Source organism: Paenibacillus sp. GCM10027626 (assembly GCF_042676285.1).
In the GTDB taxonomy this organism is placed as follows: domain Bacteria; phylum Bacillota; class Bacilli; order Paenibacillales; family Paenibacillaceae; genus Paenibacillus_Z.
This window is the reverse complement of sequence record NZ_JBHTHC010000027.1, coordinates 61,192-77,755: the sequence shown is the minus strand read 5'-3', so window position 1 is coordinate 77,755 and position 16,564 is coordinate 61,192. Positions and strand designations below refer to the sequence as shown.

Below are 16,564 nucleotides of genomic sequence, written 5' to 3'. Positions count from 1 at the left end.
TGGCTTGTTATGGAAAAAAGATGGTACGTTGTGCATACTTACTCCGGGTATGAGAATAAAGTGAAGGCCAACCTGGAAAAACGGGTTGAATCGATGGGGATGGAAGACAAGATCTTCCGTGTCCTTGTTCCTATGGAAGAAGAAGTGGTAAATAAAGACGGCAAGAAGAAGACCGTCATGCGTAAAGTTTACCCCGGCTATGTTCTTGTGGAAATGATTCAGACGGATGATTCCTGGTATGTCGTTCGTAATACGCCCGGCGTCACCGGATTTGTCGGATCGACAGGATCTGGCTCCAAACCGACTCCGCTATTGCCTGACGAGGTGGAACAAATCCTCAAGCATATGGGCATCGAGGAGCCGAAGCCGAAGATCGACTTCGAGCTGCAAGAGACGGTGCGTGTAAAGGTAGGTCCGTTTGCGAATTTTGTTGGAACAGTAGAAGAGATTTTGCTCGACAAGAGCAAGCTGAAGGTTCATGTCAATATGTTCGGCAGAGAGACTCCGCTTGAGCTGGAGTACACTCAGGTTGAAAAAATCTGATTGTTATTCGGCGTGCGGTACTTTGTTAATGTTGGCGTGACCGGATTATTACGGCAAGGAGGTGCACAACATGGCAAAAAAGGTCATCAAGCTGGTAAAATTGCAAGTTCCTGCAGGTAAAGCGAACCCGGCTCCGCCGATCGGTCCTGCACTCGGTCAAGCAGGTGTGAACATTATGGCATTCTGTAAAGAGTTTAACGCTCGTACAGCAGACCAGGCTGGTTTGATTATTCCAGTCGTGATCACTGTTTTTGAAGACCGTTCTTTCACGTTCGAGACCAAAACGCCGCCAGCAGCCGTTCTCCTGCGCGTAGCCGCAAAGATCGACAAAGGTTCAGGCGAACCGAACAAGAAGAAAGTTGCTACCGTAAAACGCGACAAAGTTCGTGAAATTGCGGAAACAAAAATGCCAGACCTGAATGCAGCATCCGTTGAAGCGGCTATGCGCATGGTTGAAGGTACGGCTCGCAGTATGGGCGTTGTAATCGAGGACTAATCTTTGATTATCGTTCGTAATGTGCAATTTGCTTGAATCGCGCCAACGGGCGTGGTGAAGCAGGATGCGGGTGCATGCACTTGCATCAAGTGGGAGGATCTCCAATTAAGGAGCTTTTCCGTTAAAACCACACTTAGGAGGAGTTTTCGAAATGGCTAAACACGGCAAAAAGTATTTGGAAGCTGCCAAGCTGGTCGACTCTGAGGCTACTTATGAGTCTTTGGAAGCTATCGAGCTTGTCAAAAAAGCGGCAACTGCTAAATTCGACGAAACTGTTGAAGCAGCTGTACGTCTCGGCGTAGATCCGAAAAAACAAGACCAAGCGGTTCGTGGCGTTGTTGTCCTTCCGCATGGCACAGGTAAAACAAAGCGCGTTCTCGTTTTTGCTAAAGGTGAGAAAGTTAAAGAAGCAGAAGCGGCTGGCGCAGATTATGTTGGCGATGCTGACATGATCAACAAAATCCAACAAGGCTGGTTCGAGTTCGACGTCTGCGTTGCGACTCCGGACATGATGGCTGAAGTTGGTAAGCTGGGTCGTATTCTCGGCGGTAAAGGTCTCATGCCTAACCCTAAAGCAGGTACTGTAACGTTTGACGTTGCAAAAGCTGTGCAAGAGATCAAAGCCGGTAAAATCGAGTACCGTCTCGACAGAGCAGGTCAAATCCATGCTCCAATCGGCAAAGTATCGTTTGGTGCTGAGCAGTTGAACGAAAACCTTCGTGCGCTGATCGAAGCATTGAACCGTGCAAAACCGGCTGCGGCTAAAGGTGTTTACCTGAAAAACATCGCTGTATCTTCGACAATGGGCCCAAGCGCTCGCGTGAATGCTGCTGCATTCCGTTAAGATACACGACTGACATTCGAATATGCATACCGTAGACAGTAGGTGCCGTCAGGCTTAATTTCCTACCGAGGTGTTATGATAAATAGTTTGTTGCTGCATGACTTGCCTGGCAAGTGCGTAACAATGGACGATCATGGCCTTCGCTTCGTCTGCGAAGGCCTTTTATTGTGCATCGCGGGCGAAGATACTTGGAACGGGATGTCGAGAAATTAACGGGAGGTGTACCAGTTGGCAAACGCAAAAGTTATTCAAGCAAAACAAGAAGCTGTCGAAGTGTTGACAGAAAAGCTGCGTGAAAGCTCCTGCACAGTTGTTGCGGACTATCGCGGTTTGAATGTTATGCAAGTGACTGAGCTTCGGAAACAATTGCGCGAGGCTGGCGTTGAATTTCAAGTATTGAAAAACTCGCTGCTTCGCCGTGCGACTGTTGGCGCGGAGTTGACTAAGCTGAACGACGTGCTGACAGGACCGACAGCTGTAGCTTTCTCGAAAGAGGATGCTGTAGCTCCGGCTAAAATTTTGAACGAGTTCGCTAAGAAAAACGATGCATTGAAGCTGAAAGGCGGCGTCGTTGAAGGCAACGTGTTCGACGAGAACGAAATTAAAGCACTGGCTGAGCTGCCATCGCGCGAAGGCTTGCTTTCCATGCTCCTCAGCGTATTGCAAGCGCCTATGCGCAACTTCGCTCTTGCGGTTAAAGCTGTATCTGAGCAAAAAGAAGCTTAATCCACTCATTTATCGGGTGCTAAGCAAGTGTTTTACTGTAATACAACAAAAATTAACCATATATTATTGGAGGTTTAACCATGAGCAAAGAGCAAATCTTGGAAGCCATTAAAGGCATGAATGTTCTGGAACTGAACGATCTCGTTAAAGCAATCGAAGAAGAATTCGGCGTAACTGCTGCAGCACCAGTTGCAGTTGTTGCTGGCGGCGGCGCAGCTGCTGCAGCTGAGCAAACCGAGTTCGACGTAATTTTGAGCAGCGCTGGCGCTTCCAAAATCAACGTTATCAAAGTTGTTCGCGAAATTACAGGTCTTGGCCTGAAAGAAGCGAAAGAACTGGTTGACAACGCACCAAAACCAATCAAAGAAAAAGTAAGCAAAGAAGATGCAGAAGCTGTCAAAGCAAAACTGGAAGAAGCAGGCGCATCTGTAGAAGTGAAGTAATTTCACTTTAATACAATGAACCCCTTGAAAGCGGCTTGCTTCAAGGGGTTCGCTTTATTCCTGTTCGATAATTATGATCGCAGCTGCAAACGTGCGTCGCATGAGGAAGTCAGACATACGGCGGAGGTTTATTGCTGCGAGTTTGGAGGGTGATGATGGGAGAACATTATTATTCAAAGCAGCCAGCGGCAAAGTCGGAGCGTCAGAAGCATGATGTGAAGCTGCGTGGAATGAGCTTTCAATTTATGACGGATGCTGGCGTTTTCTCCAAATCTGGTGTCGATTATGGAAGCCGCGTGCTTATAGAAGCGCTGGAAATCCCGCCTGGTGCGCAAGTACTTGATGTTGGATGCGGCTATGGAGCGATTGGCATCGCGATTGCTAAAATGGTGCCAGGCTGCCACGTCACGATGATCGATGTGAATGAGCGTGCCGTTCAGTTAGCCCGTGATAATGCAGTGTTGAATAAGGTATCTGAGAGCACAACTGTACTGCAAAGTGATATCTATGAAAAAGTTGCGGAGCAATCGTTTGATGTGATTGTCACCAATCCTCCGATACGGGCAGGGAAGGCTGTCGTTCATCAGATTTTTGAGGAAGGGGCAGTGCGCTTGCATGCGGGAGGCTCGATGTGGGTTGTCATTCAGAAAAAGCAGGGGGCTCCTTCTGCGGAAGCGAAGCTGGCCGCTTTATTTTCCGAAGTAGAAGAAGTGAAAAAGGATAAAGGATACCGTATATTGCGTGCCCGAAAGGGCTGAAGAAGAAGCCGAAAAAAGCTTGGTCGTACATGCTGTGAGAGGAAAAGTTTTCCGGGCAGTATAAATGTTGACTCGGCACTTCGTTTGCGGTATAATTATAAAATGTCAGTATTAAGATGGGCTCAATCTCTTTAGTCTACTAAAATGTCAAGCTTAAATTTTGGTGTTAGTGGTTATGAATAAAAATTACCGTTTTGACGTATAATGTTTACATTTTGGGCAAAATTACTTGATATGAGACTTTGCGTTCTAGGGATGCGAGGGCGACTGACGGAAGCATGCTCTTTTTTCGAATTTTTCGATAAGGGCTTTTCTTTATTGAATCAGGCTTTACATGCTGTACATCTCAATTCGACATTGTGTATAGGTTCTCGCCGTTGTTCAGACAGTGGGACGTTTACGCCTGCCGGAAAGATGTATTGTTCATTTTCTGTGAAGCAGACATGAGGGGTGAGGTTAAGTTGGCAGGACAACTTGTTCAGTATGGTCGGCGCACGCGCAGAAGTTATGCTCGTATCGACGAAGTGCTCGAAGTTCCGAACCTGATTGAAATCCAACAAAAATCGTACGAGAAGTTTTTGGAGAAGGACTTGCTTGAGCTTTTCCAAGATATCTCGCCGATTCAGGATTTTACAGGAAATCTGATGCTCGAGTTCATTGACTATTCGCTCGGCGAACCAAAATATTCCGTCGATGAATCGAAGGAGCGCGATGTAACGTACGCGGCCCCGCTGCGTGTAAAAGTTCGGCTCATCAACAAGGAAACCGGCGAAGTGAAAGAGCAAGAAGTTTTCATGGGCGATTTCCCGCTGATGACCGAGACCGGCACCTTCATTATTAATGGTGCGGAACGGGTCATCGTTAGCCAATTGGTTCGCTCACCTAGCGTGTACTTCAGCACAAAAGTGGATAAAAACGGCAAGAAGACGTACACAGCAACAGTGATTCCGAACCGCGGTGCTTGGCTGGAATTGGAAACAGACGCAAAGGATATCGTTTATGTCCGGATTGACCGGACGCGGAAAATCCCTGTGACCGTTCTTCTTCGCGCGCTTGGTTTTGGAACGGATGCTGAAATTTTGGATTTGCTCGGTCATGATGAGTATATTCGCAACACACTGGATAAAGACAACACCGACTCGACGGAAAAAGCGCTGATCGAGATCTATGAGCGCCTGCGTCCAGGCGAACCGCCGACGCTTGATAATGCGAAAAGCTTGCTCGTGGCAAGATTTTTCGATCCGAAGCGCTATGATCTGGCGAATGTCGGCCGATATAAAATCAATAAAAAGCTTCACATTAAAAACCGTCTTTTTAACCAGCGTCTAGCCGAAACACTGGTTGATCCTTCGACTGGTGAAATTTTGGCGGAAGCTGGCCAAATGATCGACCGTCGAGTGCTGGATGAGCTCTTACCTCATCTGGAGAATAATGTTGGCTTCAAAACGTACCATGTCGCTAATGGTGTGCTTGATGCTGATAGTATTCCTCTGCAAGCGGTAAGTGTATTCTCGCCTACAGAAGATGGAAAAGTGATTAAAGTGATTGCCAATGGTGTAATTGACAAGAGTGTCAAGCATATTACGCCGGCGGATATTATTTCTTCGATCAACTACTTTATCGATTTGCTGCATGGTGTCGGCAGCACAGACGATATTGACCACTTGGGCAACCGCCGTCTGCGTTCGGTCGGCGAATTGCTGCAAAACCAATTCCGTATCGGTCTGTCCCGGATGGAGCGCGTAGTGCGCGAGCGGATGTCGATTCAGGATGCAAATGCAATCACGCCGCAGGCGCTGATCAATATTCGCCCTGTTATCGCTTCGATCAAGGAGTTTTTCGGCTCCTCGCAGCTGTCCCAATTTATGGATCAGACCAACCCGCTTGCCGAGCTGACGCATAAGCGCCGTCTATCAGCCCTCGGCCCTGGCGGTCTGACGCGGGAGCGCGCAGGCTTTGAAGTTCGCGACGTCCACCACTCTCACTATGGACGGATGTGTCCGATCGAGACGCCGGAGGGACCGAACATCGGTCTGATCAACTCCTTGTCCACGTTTGCCCGCATTAACGAGTATGGCTTCATTGAAGCTCCATACCGCTGGGTTGACCCGAAGACAAGCGTTGTTACCGAACAAATCGCATATTTGACGGCGGATGAGGAAGATAACTATGTCATTGCGCAGGCAAACGCGCAGCTGACGGAAGAAGGCAAGTTTGCCGAGGATATGGTTATCGTTCGTTATAACAAGCAGGCAGACAATATTTTGACGATGCCAAGCGAACGCGTTGACTATATGGACGTTTCGCCTAAGCAGGTTGTATCGGTTGCGACAGCGCTCATTCCGTTCCTGGAGAACGATGACTCGAACCGTGCGCTGATGGGATCGAACATGCAGCGGCAAGCTGTACCGCTCCTTATTCCTAAAGCGCCGCTTGTCGGTACAGGGATGGAGCATAAGTCGGCCAAGGATTCCGGCGTATGTATCGTAGCGAAATACGACGGTGTTATTGAACGTGTATCCGCCAATGAAATTTGGCTGCGCCGCATCGAGGTTATTGACGGCAAGCCGGTCACTGGCGACGTGATCAAATATAAGCTGCACAAGTTTATGCGTTCCAACCAAGGTACTTGCATCAATCAGCGTCCGATCTGCCGGAAAGGCGATCTGGTGCGCAAGGGCGACATTTTGGCGGATGGACCGTCTACAGAAATGGGCGAGCTGGCATTAGGGCGCAACGTAGTAGTTGCTTTCATGACATGGGAAGGCTACAACTACGAGGATGCGATTTTGCTGAGCGAGAAGCTTGTTAAGGAAGATGTCTATACGTCGATTCATATTGAAGAATATGAATCCGAAGCCCGTGATACGAAGCTTGGACCGGAAGAAATTACGCGCGATATTCCCAACGTAGGGGAAGAAGCGCTGCGCAATCTTGATGAGCGCGGCATTATCCGCGTCGGTGCGGAGATTAGCGCAGGCGATATTCTCGTCGGTAAAGTTACGCCAAAAGGCGTGACGGAATTGACTGCTGAGGAGCGCTTGCTCCATGCTATCTTCGGTGAGAAGGCGCGCGAGGTTCGCGATACGTCATTGCGCGTGCCACATGGTACCGACGGTATCGTAGTCGACGTCAAGGTGTTCACGCGCGAGAACGGCGACGAGCTGCCGCCGGGCGTTAATCAGCTGGTTCGCGCCTACATTGCGCAAAAACGGAAAATTTCCGAAGGCGACAAAATGGCCGGACGTCACGGTAACAAAGGGGTTATCGCCCGGATTTTGCCGGAAGAGGATATGCCGTTCTTGCCGGACGGCACGCCTGTAGAAGTTGTATTGAACCCGCTGGGCGTTCCTTCGCGGATGAACATCGGCCAGGTGCTTGAGGTTCACTTGGGTATGGCCTGCAAGCATTTGGGCATTCACGCTGCTACGCCGGTATTTGACGGCGCCAGCGAGTATGACGTGTTTGACACGATGGAAGAATCCGGCATGCAGCGTAACGGCAAGACGAAGCTGTATGACGGTCGTACCGGTGAAGAGTTTGAACGTGAAGTAACTGTTGGCGTCATGTATATGATCAAACTGGCGCACATGGTTGATGATAAAATCCATGCCCGCTCTACTGGCCCTTACTCGCTTGTTACCCAGCAGCCGCTGGGCGGTAAAGCGCAGTTCGGCGGACAGCGTTTCGGCGAGATGGAGGTTTGGGCACTCGAGGCTTACGGCGCAGCCTATACGCTGCAAGAGATCCTTACGGTCAAATCCGACGACGTTGTCGGCCGCGTGAAAACATACGAGTCGATCGTCAAAGGCGAGAACGTGCCGGAGCCGGGCGTTCCAGAGTCGTTCAAAGTTTTGATTAAAGAGCTGCAAAGCTTAGGTATGGATGTCAAAATTTTGACCGAGAACGAAGAAGAGATTGAAATGAAGGAAATGGACGACGAGGATGACGGGCAAAGCGACAAGCTGAACCTGAATCTTGAAGGCGCCGAAGTAGGAGCCGAGTAGTCTTTGCTTTAGATACAACATGTCTATGCAGGTGATCCGTGGTTTGCGTCTGCAGGCCGCGGATCTTTGCGGCAATAAAGTTGCAATAGATATGAAACAAGCGAAACATAGCGAAGGAGGGTTGCTCCTTGTTGGATGTGAACAACTTCGAGTACATGAAGATCGGGTTGGCATCGCCAGACAAAATTCGTTCCTGGTCCCGCGGCGAGGTGAAAAAACCAGAAACGATCAACTACAGGACGCTTAAACCGGAAAAAGAAGGTCTTTTCTGCGAAAAGATCTTTGGGCCGACGAAAGACTGGGAATGTCATTGCGGCAAATACAAACGGGTGCGTTACAAAGGCGTCGTCTGTGACCGATGCGGCGTTGAAGTAACGCGAGCCAAAGTGCGACGTGAACGGATGGGGCATATTGAGCTTGCTGCTCCTGTATCGCATATTTGGTACTTTAAAGGAATTCCAAGCCGTATGGGGCTGGCTCTCGATATGTCGCCTCGTTCACTGGAAGAGATTATTTACTTTGCTTCGTATGTTGTAACTGATCCAGGGGATACGCCTCTTGAGAAGAAGCAGCTGTTGTCTGAAAAAGAATACCGCAGCTATCGCGAAAAATATGGCTACGGATTCCAGGCAGGCATGGGAGCAGAGGCGGTTAAACGTCTGCTGCAGGATATCGATGTCGAGCGTGAGCTTGAGACATTGAAGGAAGAGCTGCGTACAGCTCAAGGACAGCGCCGTAATCGTGCGATTAAGCGTCTTGAAGTTATCGAGGCATTCCGCAACTCGGGCAATGAACCGGAGTGGATGATTCTCGATGTGCTTCCGGTTATTCCGCCAGAGCTGCGGCCGATGGTACAGTTAGACGGCGGACGCTTTGCGACCTCCGACTTGAACGATTTGTACCGCCGGGTCATTAACCGCAACAATCGTTTGAAGCGTCTGCTTGATCTCGGTGCGCCGGACATTATCGTGCAAAACGAGAAGCGGATGCTGCAAGAGGCGGTTGACGCCCTGATCGACAACGGCCGTCGCGGCCGTCCGGTAACAGGACCGGGCAACCGTCCGCTTAAATCGCTCAGCCATATGCTGAAAGGTAAACAAGGACGTTTCCGTCAAAACTTGCTCGGTAAGCGCGTTGACTACTCCGGCCGTTCGGTTATCGTTGTCGGCCCGTCACTCAAGATGTATCAATGCGGTCTGCCGAAAGAAATGGCGCTGGAGCTGTTTAAGCCTTTTGTAATGAAAGAGCTGGTCAATAAAGGCCTGGCCCATAACATTAAGAGCGCAAAGCGCAAAGTAGAGCGCGTCAGCCCGGAAGTATGGGACGTGCTTGAGGAAGTGATCAAGGAGCATCCGGTTCTGCTGAACCGTGCCCCGACGCTGCACAGACTCGGTATCCAGGCATTTGAACCGATTCTGGTGGAAGGCCGCGCCATCAAGCTGCATCCGCTCGTATGTACAGCGTATAACGCTGACTTCGACGGTGACCAGATGGCAGTACACGTACCTTTGTCTGCCGAAGCACAGGCGGAAGCGCGCCTGCTGATGCTGGCATCCGGCAATATCCTGAACCCGAAAGACGGCAAGCCGGTCGTTACTCCGTCTCAGGATATGGTTCTCGGCAGCTACTACCTGACGATGGACAACAATGAAGCCAAAGGCAGCGGATCTGTATTTTCGTCAGTGAATGAGGCTGTTTCAGCTTACCAGCGCGGTATCGTTTCTCTGCACGCACGCGTCTTTATTCCTGCGCGCTTGCTTAATAAAGTTACCTTTACTGCTGAGCAGCAGAACTCATTGCTGCTGACAACGACGGGTAAAATTATTTTTAACGAGATTTTCCCTGAGACGTTCCCATATATTAATGAGCCAAGCAAAGCTAACTTGCTTCATGGAACGCCGGACAAATATTTTGTAAAAGAAAAAGGCACCGATTTGCTGCAGTTCATGAATGAACTGCCTATAGTGGGCGGCGTCGGCAAGGAATATCTCGGCAATATTATTGCTGAAGTGTTCCGGATCTATCAAACGACGCAAACGTCGATTACGCTTGACCGGATCAAGCAGCTGGGCTTCACGTATTCGACGCGCGCCGGTATTACCATCGCAGTCTCCGACGTTATCGTTCCGGAAGAAAAAGCCGGCATTCTGAAGGAGTCCGAGGATAAGGTTAAAGTCGTTACGAATCAGTACCGCCGCGGTCTGATTACGAACGAGGAGCGTTACGACCGCGTTATCGATATTTGGGGACAGACAAAGGATAAGATCACCGATATCCTCATGAAGTCGATGGATCGCTACAACTCCATTATGTTGATGGTCGATTCCAAAGCGCGGGGTAACAAATCGCAGATTACCCAGCTCGGCGGTATGCGCGGCCTGATGGCCAACCCATCGGGGCGTATCATCGAGTTGCCAATTAAATCGAACTTCCGCGAAGGCCTGACAGTCCTCGAGTACTTTATCTCGACGCACGGCGCGCGTAAAGGTCTGGCCGATACGGCGCTGCGTACCGCGGACTCGGGTTACTTGACTCGCCGTCTGGTTGACGTTGCGCAGGATGTGATCGTACGCGAAGAAGATTGCGGCACAGATAAAGGCTTTATGGTCGGCAGGATTCAGGACGGCAAGGAAGTCATCGAGGATCTGTACGACCGTATTGAAGGCCGTTACTCCTTTGAGACGATCCGTCATCCGCAGACCGGTGAAATTATCGTTCACCGCAATGAGCTGATCGATTCGAACAAAGCGGAAGCGATTGTGGAAGCAGGCATTGAACGACTGCAAATTCGTTCGGTACTGAGCTGCCGCGCGCGCCATGGCGTATGTAAAGTATGTTACGGACGCAATCTGGCAACCGGCAAGCACGTAGAGATTGGCGAAGCAGTCGGCATTATTGCGGCCCAATCGATCGGCGAGCCGGGAACGCAGCTTACAATGCGTACATTCCATACCGGCGGTGTTGCCGGTGACGATATTACGCAAGGTTTGCCGCGTATCCAGGAGCTGTTTGAAGCGCGCAATCCGAAAGGGCAAGCGATGATTACGGAGCTTGACGGTGTCATCAAAGATATTCGCGAAGCTAAGGATCGTCGTGAAATTGAGGTTCAAGGCGAAGCTGAGAACAAGGTTTATGCGGTCAGCTACGGTTCCCGCATTCGCGTAGCCAAAGGACAGCAGGTTGAAGCAGGGGACGAATTGACCGATGGTTCAATCGACCCGAAAGACATGCTGCGCATTAAAGGTATCCGCGGCGTGCAGAACTACATTCTGCAGGAAGTTCAGCGCGTATACCGGAACCAGGGCGTTGAAATCAACGACAAGCACGTTGAGGTTATGATCAAGCAGATGCTGCGCAAAATCCGCATCGTCGATGCTGGCGATACGACATTGCTTCCAGGCGCGTTTGTAGACATTCATGAATACGAAGCGGCTAACCGCGAAGCGATCTTTGCCGGCCTCGAGCCTGCGGTAGCAAAGCCGGTGCTGCTTGGTATTACAAAAGCGTCTCTGGAGACCGACTCGTTCCTTTCAGCGGCATCCTTCCAGGAAACTACGCGTGTCCTGACAGATGCAGCGATCAAAGGAAAAGTAGACCAGCTGCTTGGCCTGAAAGAGAATGTTATTATCGGCAAGCTCATTCCGGCAGGTACTGGCATGAACCGTTACCGGAGCGTGCGATTCGCCGGCATGGAAGAAGAAGCGGATGAAGCAGCAGATCAGCTTGAAGCTGAGACTGTATCGATAGAATCCTAGTCATATCAAGGAAGAGCGAATTGCGGGAAGCCGTGAAGACGGCGATCCGCTTCGCTCTTCTCCTATGATTGGAACAGGCAATTCCAGTTACAAAATATTTATTTATGCTGAAGGTGGAAATTGCTTGACATGTTACTAGTCTAGATGCTAATATGTCGAAGTGTGCCTATTTGTATGACCCCTGAAAGCTAGAACTCAGAACGGAATGATCCGGTTGATTAAGCGGATCGGCGGATTGGGAGGAAGGGATCTCATGCAATTCATAATTGGCAGTAAACAGACGGCCAAGATGGTAGAGCAAGGGAAGGCCGTTCAAGTCTATGTTGCACGAGATGCAGATCCGCGTATGAAGGACAGAATTGTCCAGCTATGCGGGGCGGCGGATGTGCCCATCACCTGGGTCGATACGATGAAGAACCTCGGGATAACCTGTGGTATCACAGTCGGAGCTGCCATGGCGGCGGTCATACCGGAAATTGAATAAGCGACTACGTTTTTGCCGGCAATAATTCTGGTGAAAATTTTTGTTTGTTTCTTAATGAACCGCCTGGATCTGTGGGCTTATAAATAGCCTGATCTTTTGTTTTAAAATATGGGAAGGAGGTGGCAGCATGCCAACAATTAATCAGCTTGTACGCAAAGGACGCGAAGCGAAAGTAACGAAATCGAAATCGCCAGCTCTGCAAAGAGGTTTTAACGCACTGAAACGCGAAGCTACTGACATCAGCTCTCCACAAAAGCGTGGTGTTTGTACGCGTGTAGGTACGATGACTCCGAAAAAACCGAACTCTGCATTGCGTAAATACGCAAGGGTTCGTCTGACGAATAAAGTCGAGGTAACGGCTTATATTCCAGGGATCGGCCACAACTTGCAAGAACACAGTGTTGTTCTGATTCGCGGAGGCCGGGTTAAGGACCTTCCGGGTGTACGTTATCACATCGTTCGCGGTGCGCTTGATACTGCAGGTGTTAACAACCGGATGCAAGCTCGTTCCAAATATGGTACGAAACGTCCGAAAGTTAAGAAGTAATGCAAGACTGCTGCAGGGCAGGTATTGCTATAAATGACGAAGTTAATAATTGAGAAAGGGGGACTCCCATTATGCCACGCAAAGGTCCAGTACCAAAACGTGATGTGCTTCCGGATCCGCTGTACAACAGCAAGCTCGTTACTCGTCTGATCAACCGCATCATGATCGACGGCAAACGCGGCGTTGCCCAAACGATTCTGTACGATGCATTCACATTGATCAATGAGCGTACGGGTAAAGAGCCGATGGAAGTATTCGAAGCGGCTATTAAAAACATCATGCCAGTGCTAGAGGTTAAAGCTCGCCGTGTAGGCGGTTCTAACTATCAAGTTCCGGTAGAAGTAAAACCTGAGCGCCGTACAGCGCTTGGTCTCCGTTGGCTTGTAAACTACTCCCGCAACCGCGGCGAGAAGACGATGGAAGAGCGCTTAGCTGCTGAAATCATCGATGCATCCAACAACACCGGTGCTTCCGTTAAGAAACGCGAAGACACACACAAAATGGCGGAAGCGAACAAAGCGTTCGCACACTACCGCTGGTAGGATTCACATAAACGGAAGGAGACGTAATTATGGCAAGAGAGTTCTCCTTGAAAGATACGCGCAACATCGGGATTATGGCGCATATTGATGCCGGTAAAACGACGACTACCGAGCGTATCTTGTTCTACACAGGCCGCGTGCACAAAATCGGCGAAACCCACGAAGGTTCCGCTACGATGGACTGGATGGAGCAAGAGCAGGAGCGCGGAATTACGATTACTTCCGCTGCTACTACCGCTCAATGGAAAGGTCACCGCATCAATATCATCGACACCCCGGGGCACGTTGACTTCACTGTAGAAGTTGAACGTTCCCTGCGCGTATTGGACGGGGCCGTTGGGGTATTTAGTGCAAAAGAAGGCGTAGAGCCTCAATCCGAGACGGTCTGGCGTCAAGCTGACCGTTATGGCGTTCCGCGGATCGCTTATGTTAACAAAATGGACATCATCGGCGCTGACTTCCTGAATGTCGTACGCGACATGCGCGAGCGTCTGCAAGCCAATGCTGTGGCCATCCAACTGCCTATCGGCGCTGAGAACGATTTTGTCGGTCTGATCGATTTGGTAGAGCAAGTAGCTTACCGCTACAAAGACGATCTTGGCAAAGAACCGGAGCAAATCGAAGTTCCTGCTGAATATGCGGATCAAGTCGAAGAGCTTCGCAATGAGCTGATTGAGCGTGTAGCTGAACTGGATGAAGAGCTGACGATGAAATATCTCGAAGGCGAAGAAATTACAGTTGCCGAGCTGAAATCAGCGCTGCGCAAAGGCGTTTGTGACGTTAAGATCTTCCCGGTAGTATGCGGATCGTCTTACCGCAACAAAGGCGTGCAATCGATGCTGGATGCTGTAGTCGACTATCTGCCATCCCCAGTGGATGTAGCTGACATTAAAGGTATTCTCGAAGACGGTACTGAAACTGTCCGCAAATCGGCAGACGATCAACCGTTCGCAGCTCTTGCTTTTAAAATTATGACTGACCCGTACGTAGGCCGCTTGACATTTATCCGCGTATACTCCGGCGTTCTTAACTCCGGCTCGTACGTTGTAAATGCGACAAAAGGCAAGCGCGAGCGGATCGGCCGTATTCTGCAAATGCATGCCAACAGCCGTCAAGAAATCAGCGAAGTGTATGCCGGCGATATCGCCGCTGCAGTAGGTCTGAAAGACACGACGACTGGCGACACGCTTTGCGATGAGAAAAATCCGGTAATTCTTGAGTCCATGAACTTCCCAGATCCTGTTATCCAGCTCGCGGTTGAGCCGAAAACGAAAGCCGACCAAGACAAAATGGGTATCGCTCTGCAGAAGCTGGCTGAAGAAGATCCGACTTTCCGCGCTCATACGGACGAAGAGACCGGCCAGACGATTATCGCTGGTATGGGTGAGCTTCACCTTGAAGTCCTCGTTGACCGTATGCGTCGTGAGTTCAAAGTTGAGACCAATGTTGGTAAACCACAAGTTGCTTACCGCGAAACTTTCCGCACACCTGCAAAAGTTGAAGGCAAGTTCGTTCGCCAATCCGGCGGCCGTGGTCAATACGGACATGTATGGATCGAATTTGAACCTCAGGAGGCAGGTGCTGGCTTTGCCTTCGAAAACAAAATCGTCGGCGGTGCAGTACCACGCGAATACATTGGTCCAGTACAAGCGGGTATTGAAGAATCTATGAAGAATGGTGTCCTTGCCGGCTTCCCGCTGGTTGACATCAAAGCTACTATCGTAGATGGCTCTTACCATGACGTTGACTCCTCGGAGATGGCGTTTAAAATTGCTGGTTCGATGGCGCTTAAAGCAGCGAAGGACAAATGTAACCCGGTTCTGCTTGAGCCAATCATGAAGGTAGAAGTGAGCGTCCCTGAAGAGTACATGGGTGACGTTATGGGTATGCTGAGCTCCCGCCGTGGCCGCATCGAAGGTTCGGATGCTCGCTATGGTTCACTGATTATCCGTGCTAAGGTGCCTTTGGCAGAAATGTTCGGCTACTCGACAGTTCTCCGTTCCGGTACGCAAGGCCGTGGTGTATTCTCCATGGAGCTGTCGCACTATGAAGAAGTACCAAAATCGATCTCTGAAGAGATTATCTCGAAAAGCAAAGGCGAATAGCTTATTGTTGTCGAATAAGTTGTATTTTGGACGGAGTTAGACTACTTTAAGCAGTCTGCTCCGCCCGATCACATATAAAATATTTCTCTATATTAAGGAGGACGAAGTTCAATGGCTAAGGCTAAATTTGAACGTAATAAACCGCACGTTAACATTGGTACGATTGGTCACGTTGACCATGGTAAAACAACTCTGACTGCTGCCATCACAACTGTTCTGTCGAAACGTAATGGCGGTGCAGCTGTTGCATTTGATCAAATCGATAAAGCTCCAGAAGAGCGCGAGCGCGGTATCACTATCTCCACTTCCCACGTTGAGTATGAGTCGCCTAACCGCCACTATGCTCACGTTGACTGCCCAGGCCACGCCGACTACGTTAAAAACATGATCACTGGTGCTGCTCAAATGGACGGCGCAATCCTGGTTGTATCCGCAGCTGACGGCCCAATGCCGCAAACTCGCGAGCACATCCTGTTGTCCCGCCAAGTAGGCGTACCTTACATCGTCGTATTCTTGAACAAATGCGACATGGTTGAAGACGAAGAGTTGCTGGAACTGGTTGAAATGGAAGTTCGCGACCTGCTCAACGAATATGAGTTCCCTGGCGATGACACTCCAATCGTTCGTGGTTCCGCTCGTGAAGCGCTGAACAACCCAGATGGCGAGTGGGCTGACCGCATCGTTGATCTGTTCAACCAAATCGACGAGTACATCCCTAACCCAGAGCGCGACACTGACAAGCCTTTCTTGATGCCTGTTGAGGACGTGTTCACAATCACTGGTCGCGGTACAGTTGCTACTGGTCGCGTAGAGCGTGGCGTAGTAAAAGTTGGCGACGAGATCGAAATTATCGGTCTGGTTGAAGAAACTCGTAAATCCGTCGTAACAGGCGTTGAAATGTTCCGCAAATTGCTTGACTCCGCTCAAGCTGGCGACAACATTGGCGCACTGCTTCGCGGTGTAGACCGCAGCGACATCGAGCGTGGTCAAGTATTGGCTAAGCCAGGTTCGGTTAAGCCTCACACTAACTTCACAGCTCAAATCTACGTTCTGACTAAAGAAGAGGGTGGCCGTCACAAGCCTTTCTTCACAGGCTACCGTCCACAATTCTATTTCCGTACAACTGACGTAACTGGCATCATCAACCTGCCAGAAGGTACTGAAATGGTTATGCCTGGCGACAACATCGCTGTTACAGTTGAACTGATCGCTCCAATCGCGATCGAAGAAGGTACTCGCTTCGCGATCCGCGAAGGCGGCCGTACTGTAGGCGCCGGCGCAGTTGCAACTATCCAAAAATAATTTAGCCGCGGC

General features: G+C 50.0%; 13 protein-coding genes and 1 other annotated feature. All 13 genes read left to right on the top strand.

Annotated features, from left to right (window positions below):
* Positions 1 to 9: 9 nt before the first annotated feature.
* Positions 10 to 543, top strand: coding sequence for a transcription termination/antitermination protein NusG (nusG, locus tag ACFQ0N_RS33210; RefSeq protein ID WP_379334407.1), 534 nt, complete (start codon positions 10 to 12; stop codon positions 541 to 543).
* A gap of 70 nt (positions 544 to 613) precedes the next feature.
* The gene (gene rplK, locus ACFQ0N_RS33205) at positions 614 to 1,039 is read left to right on the top strand and encodes a 50S ribosomal protein L11 (RefSeq protein ID WP_204822519.1); all 426 of its coding nucleotides are present in this window, start codon (positions 614 to 616) and stop codon (positions 1,037 to 1,039) included.
* Positions 1,040 to 1,190: 151 nt separating this feature from the next.
* Positions 1,191 to 1,883 carry a 50S ribosomal protein L1 gene (gene rplA, locus ACFQ0N_RS33200; RefSeq protein ID WP_379334406.1) on the top strand — a complete coding sequence of 231 codons (693 nt, stop codon included), beginning with the start codon at positions 1,191 to 1,193 and terminating at the stop codon, positions 1,881 to 1,883.
* Positions 1,884 to 1,894: 11 nt separating this feature from the next.
* Positions 1,895 to 2,058 (top strand) — a sequence feature (ribosomal protein L10 leader region).
* A gap of 53 nt (positions 2,059 to 2,111) precedes the next feature.
* On the top strand, positions 2,112 to 2,609 hold the full coding sequence (rplJ, locus tag ACFQ0N_RS33195) for a 50S ribosomal protein L10 (RefSeq protein ID WP_379334405.1): 498 nt from the start codon (positions 2,112 to 2,114) through the stop codon (positions 2,607 to 2,609).
* Positions 2,610 to 2,689: 80 nt separating this feature from the next.
* The gene (rplL, locus tag ACFQ0N_RS33190) at positions 2,690 to 3,052 is read left to right on the top strand and encodes a 50S ribosomal protein L7/L12 (RefSeq protein WP_379334404.1); all 363 of its coding nucleotides are present in this window, start codon (positions 2,690 to 2,692) and stop codon (positions 3,050 to 3,052) included.
* Between the two features lie 155 nt (positions 3,053 to 3,207).
* Complete coding sequence (locus tag ACFQ0N_RS33185) at positions 3,208 to 3,810, top strand: class I SAM-dependent methyltransferase (RefSeq protein WP_379334403.1); 603 nt, start codon at positions 3,208 to 3,210, stop codon at positions 3,808 to 3,810.
* A gap of 443 nt (positions 3,811 to 4,253) precedes the next feature.
* Positions 4,254 to 7,817 (top strand): DNA-directed RNA polymerase subunit beta, encoded by a 3,564-nt coding sequence (gene rpoB, locus ACFQ0N_RS33180; protein ID WP_379334434.1) that lies wholly within the window; start codon positions 4,254 to 4,256, stop codon positions 7,815 to 7,817.
* A gap of 128 nt (positions 7,818 to 7,945) precedes the next feature.
* On the top strand, positions 7,946 to 11,572 hold the full coding sequence (rpoC, locus tag ACFQ0N_RS33175) for a DNA-directed RNA polymerase subunit beta' (protein WP_379334402.1): 3,627 nt from the start codon (positions 7,946 to 7,948) through the stop codon (positions 11,570 to 11,572).
* Positions 11,573 to 11,825: 253 nt separating this feature from the next.
* The gene (locus ACFQ0N_RS33170) at positions 11,826 to 12,056 is read left to right on the top strand and encodes a ribosomal L7Ae/L30e/S12e/Gadd45 family protein (protein WP_379334401.1); all 231 of its coding nucleotides are present in this window, start codon (positions 11,826 to 11,828) and stop codon (positions 12,054 to 12,056) included.
* Between the two features lie 127 nt (positions 12,057 to 12,183).
* The gene (gene rpsL / locus ACFQ0N_RS33165; RefSeq protein WP_379334400.1) at positions 12,184 to 12,603 is read left to right on the top strand and encodes a 30S ribosomal protein S12; all 420 of its coding nucleotides are present in this window, start codon (positions 12,184 to 12,186) and stop codon (positions 12,601 to 12,603) included.
* 71 nt (positions 12,604 to 12,674) lie between these two features.
* The gene (gene rpsG / locus ACFQ0N_RS33160) at positions 12,675 to 13,145 is read left to right on the top strand and encodes a 30S ribosomal protein S7 (protein WP_379334399.1); all 471 of its coding nucleotides are present in this window, start codon (positions 12,675 to 12,677) and stop codon (positions 13,143 to 13,145) included.
* A 29-nt stretch (positions 13,146 to 13,174) separates the two neighbouring features.
* Positions 13,175 to 15,250 (top strand): elongation factor G, encoded by a 2,076-nt coding sequence (gene fusA, locus ACFQ0N_RS33155; protein WP_379334398.1) that lies wholly within the window; start codon positions 13,175 to 13,177, stop codon positions 15,248 to 15,250.
* A gap of 111 nt (positions 15,251 to 15,361) precedes the next feature.
* Complete coding sequence (tuf, locus tag ACFQ0N_RS33150; RefSeq protein WP_379334397.1) at positions 15,362 to 16,552, top strand: elongation factor Tu; 1,191 nt, start codon at positions 15,362 to 15,364, stop codon at positions 16,550 to 16,552.
* Positions 16,553 to 16,564: the final 12 nt, after the last annotated feature.

Bases quoted from the DNA above. Each gene is read 5' to 3' on its own strand.
- nusG (WP_379334407.1), top strand. From the start codon at position 10: ATGGAAAAAAGATGGTACGTTGTGCATACTTACTCCGGGTATGAGAAT.
- rplK (WP_204822519.1), top strand. From the start codon at position 614: ATGGCAAAAAAGGTCATCAAGCTGGTAAAATTGCAAGTTCCTGCAGGT.
- rplA (WP_379334406.1), top strand. From the start codon at position 1,191: ATGGCTAAACACGGCAAAAAGTATTTGGAAGCTGCCAAGCTGGTCGAC.
- rplL (WP_379334404.1), top strand. From the start codon at position 2,690: ATGAGCAAAGAGCAAATCTTGGAAGCCATTAAAGGCATGAATGTTCTG.
- ACFQ0N_RS33185 (WP_379334403.1), top strand. From the start codon at position 3,208: ATGGGAGAACATTATTATTCAAAGCAGCCAGCGGCAAAGTCGGAGCGT.
- rpoB (WP_379334434.1), top strand. From the start codon at position 4,254: ATGAGGGGTGAGGTTAAGTTGGCAGGACAACTTGTTCAGTATGGTCGG.
- ACFQ0N_RS33170 (WP_379334401.1), top strand. From the start codon at position 11,826: ATGCAATTCATAATTGGCAGTAAACAGACGGCCAAGATGGTAGAGCAA.
- rpsL (WP_379334400.1), top strand. From the start codon at position 12,184: ATGCCAACAATTAATCAGCTTGTACGCAAAGGACGCGAAGCGAAAGTA.
- rpsG (WP_379334399.1), top strand. From the start codon at position 12,675: ATGCCACGCAAAGGTCCAGTACCAAAACGTGATGTGCTTCCGGATCCG.
- fusA (WP_379334398.1), top strand. From the start codon at position 13,175: ATGGCAAGAGAGTTCTCCTTGAAAGATACGCGCAACATCGGGATTATG.
- tuf (WP_379334397.1), top strand. From the start codon at position 15,362: ATGGCTAAGGCTAAATTTGAACGTAATAAACCGCACGTTAACATTGGT.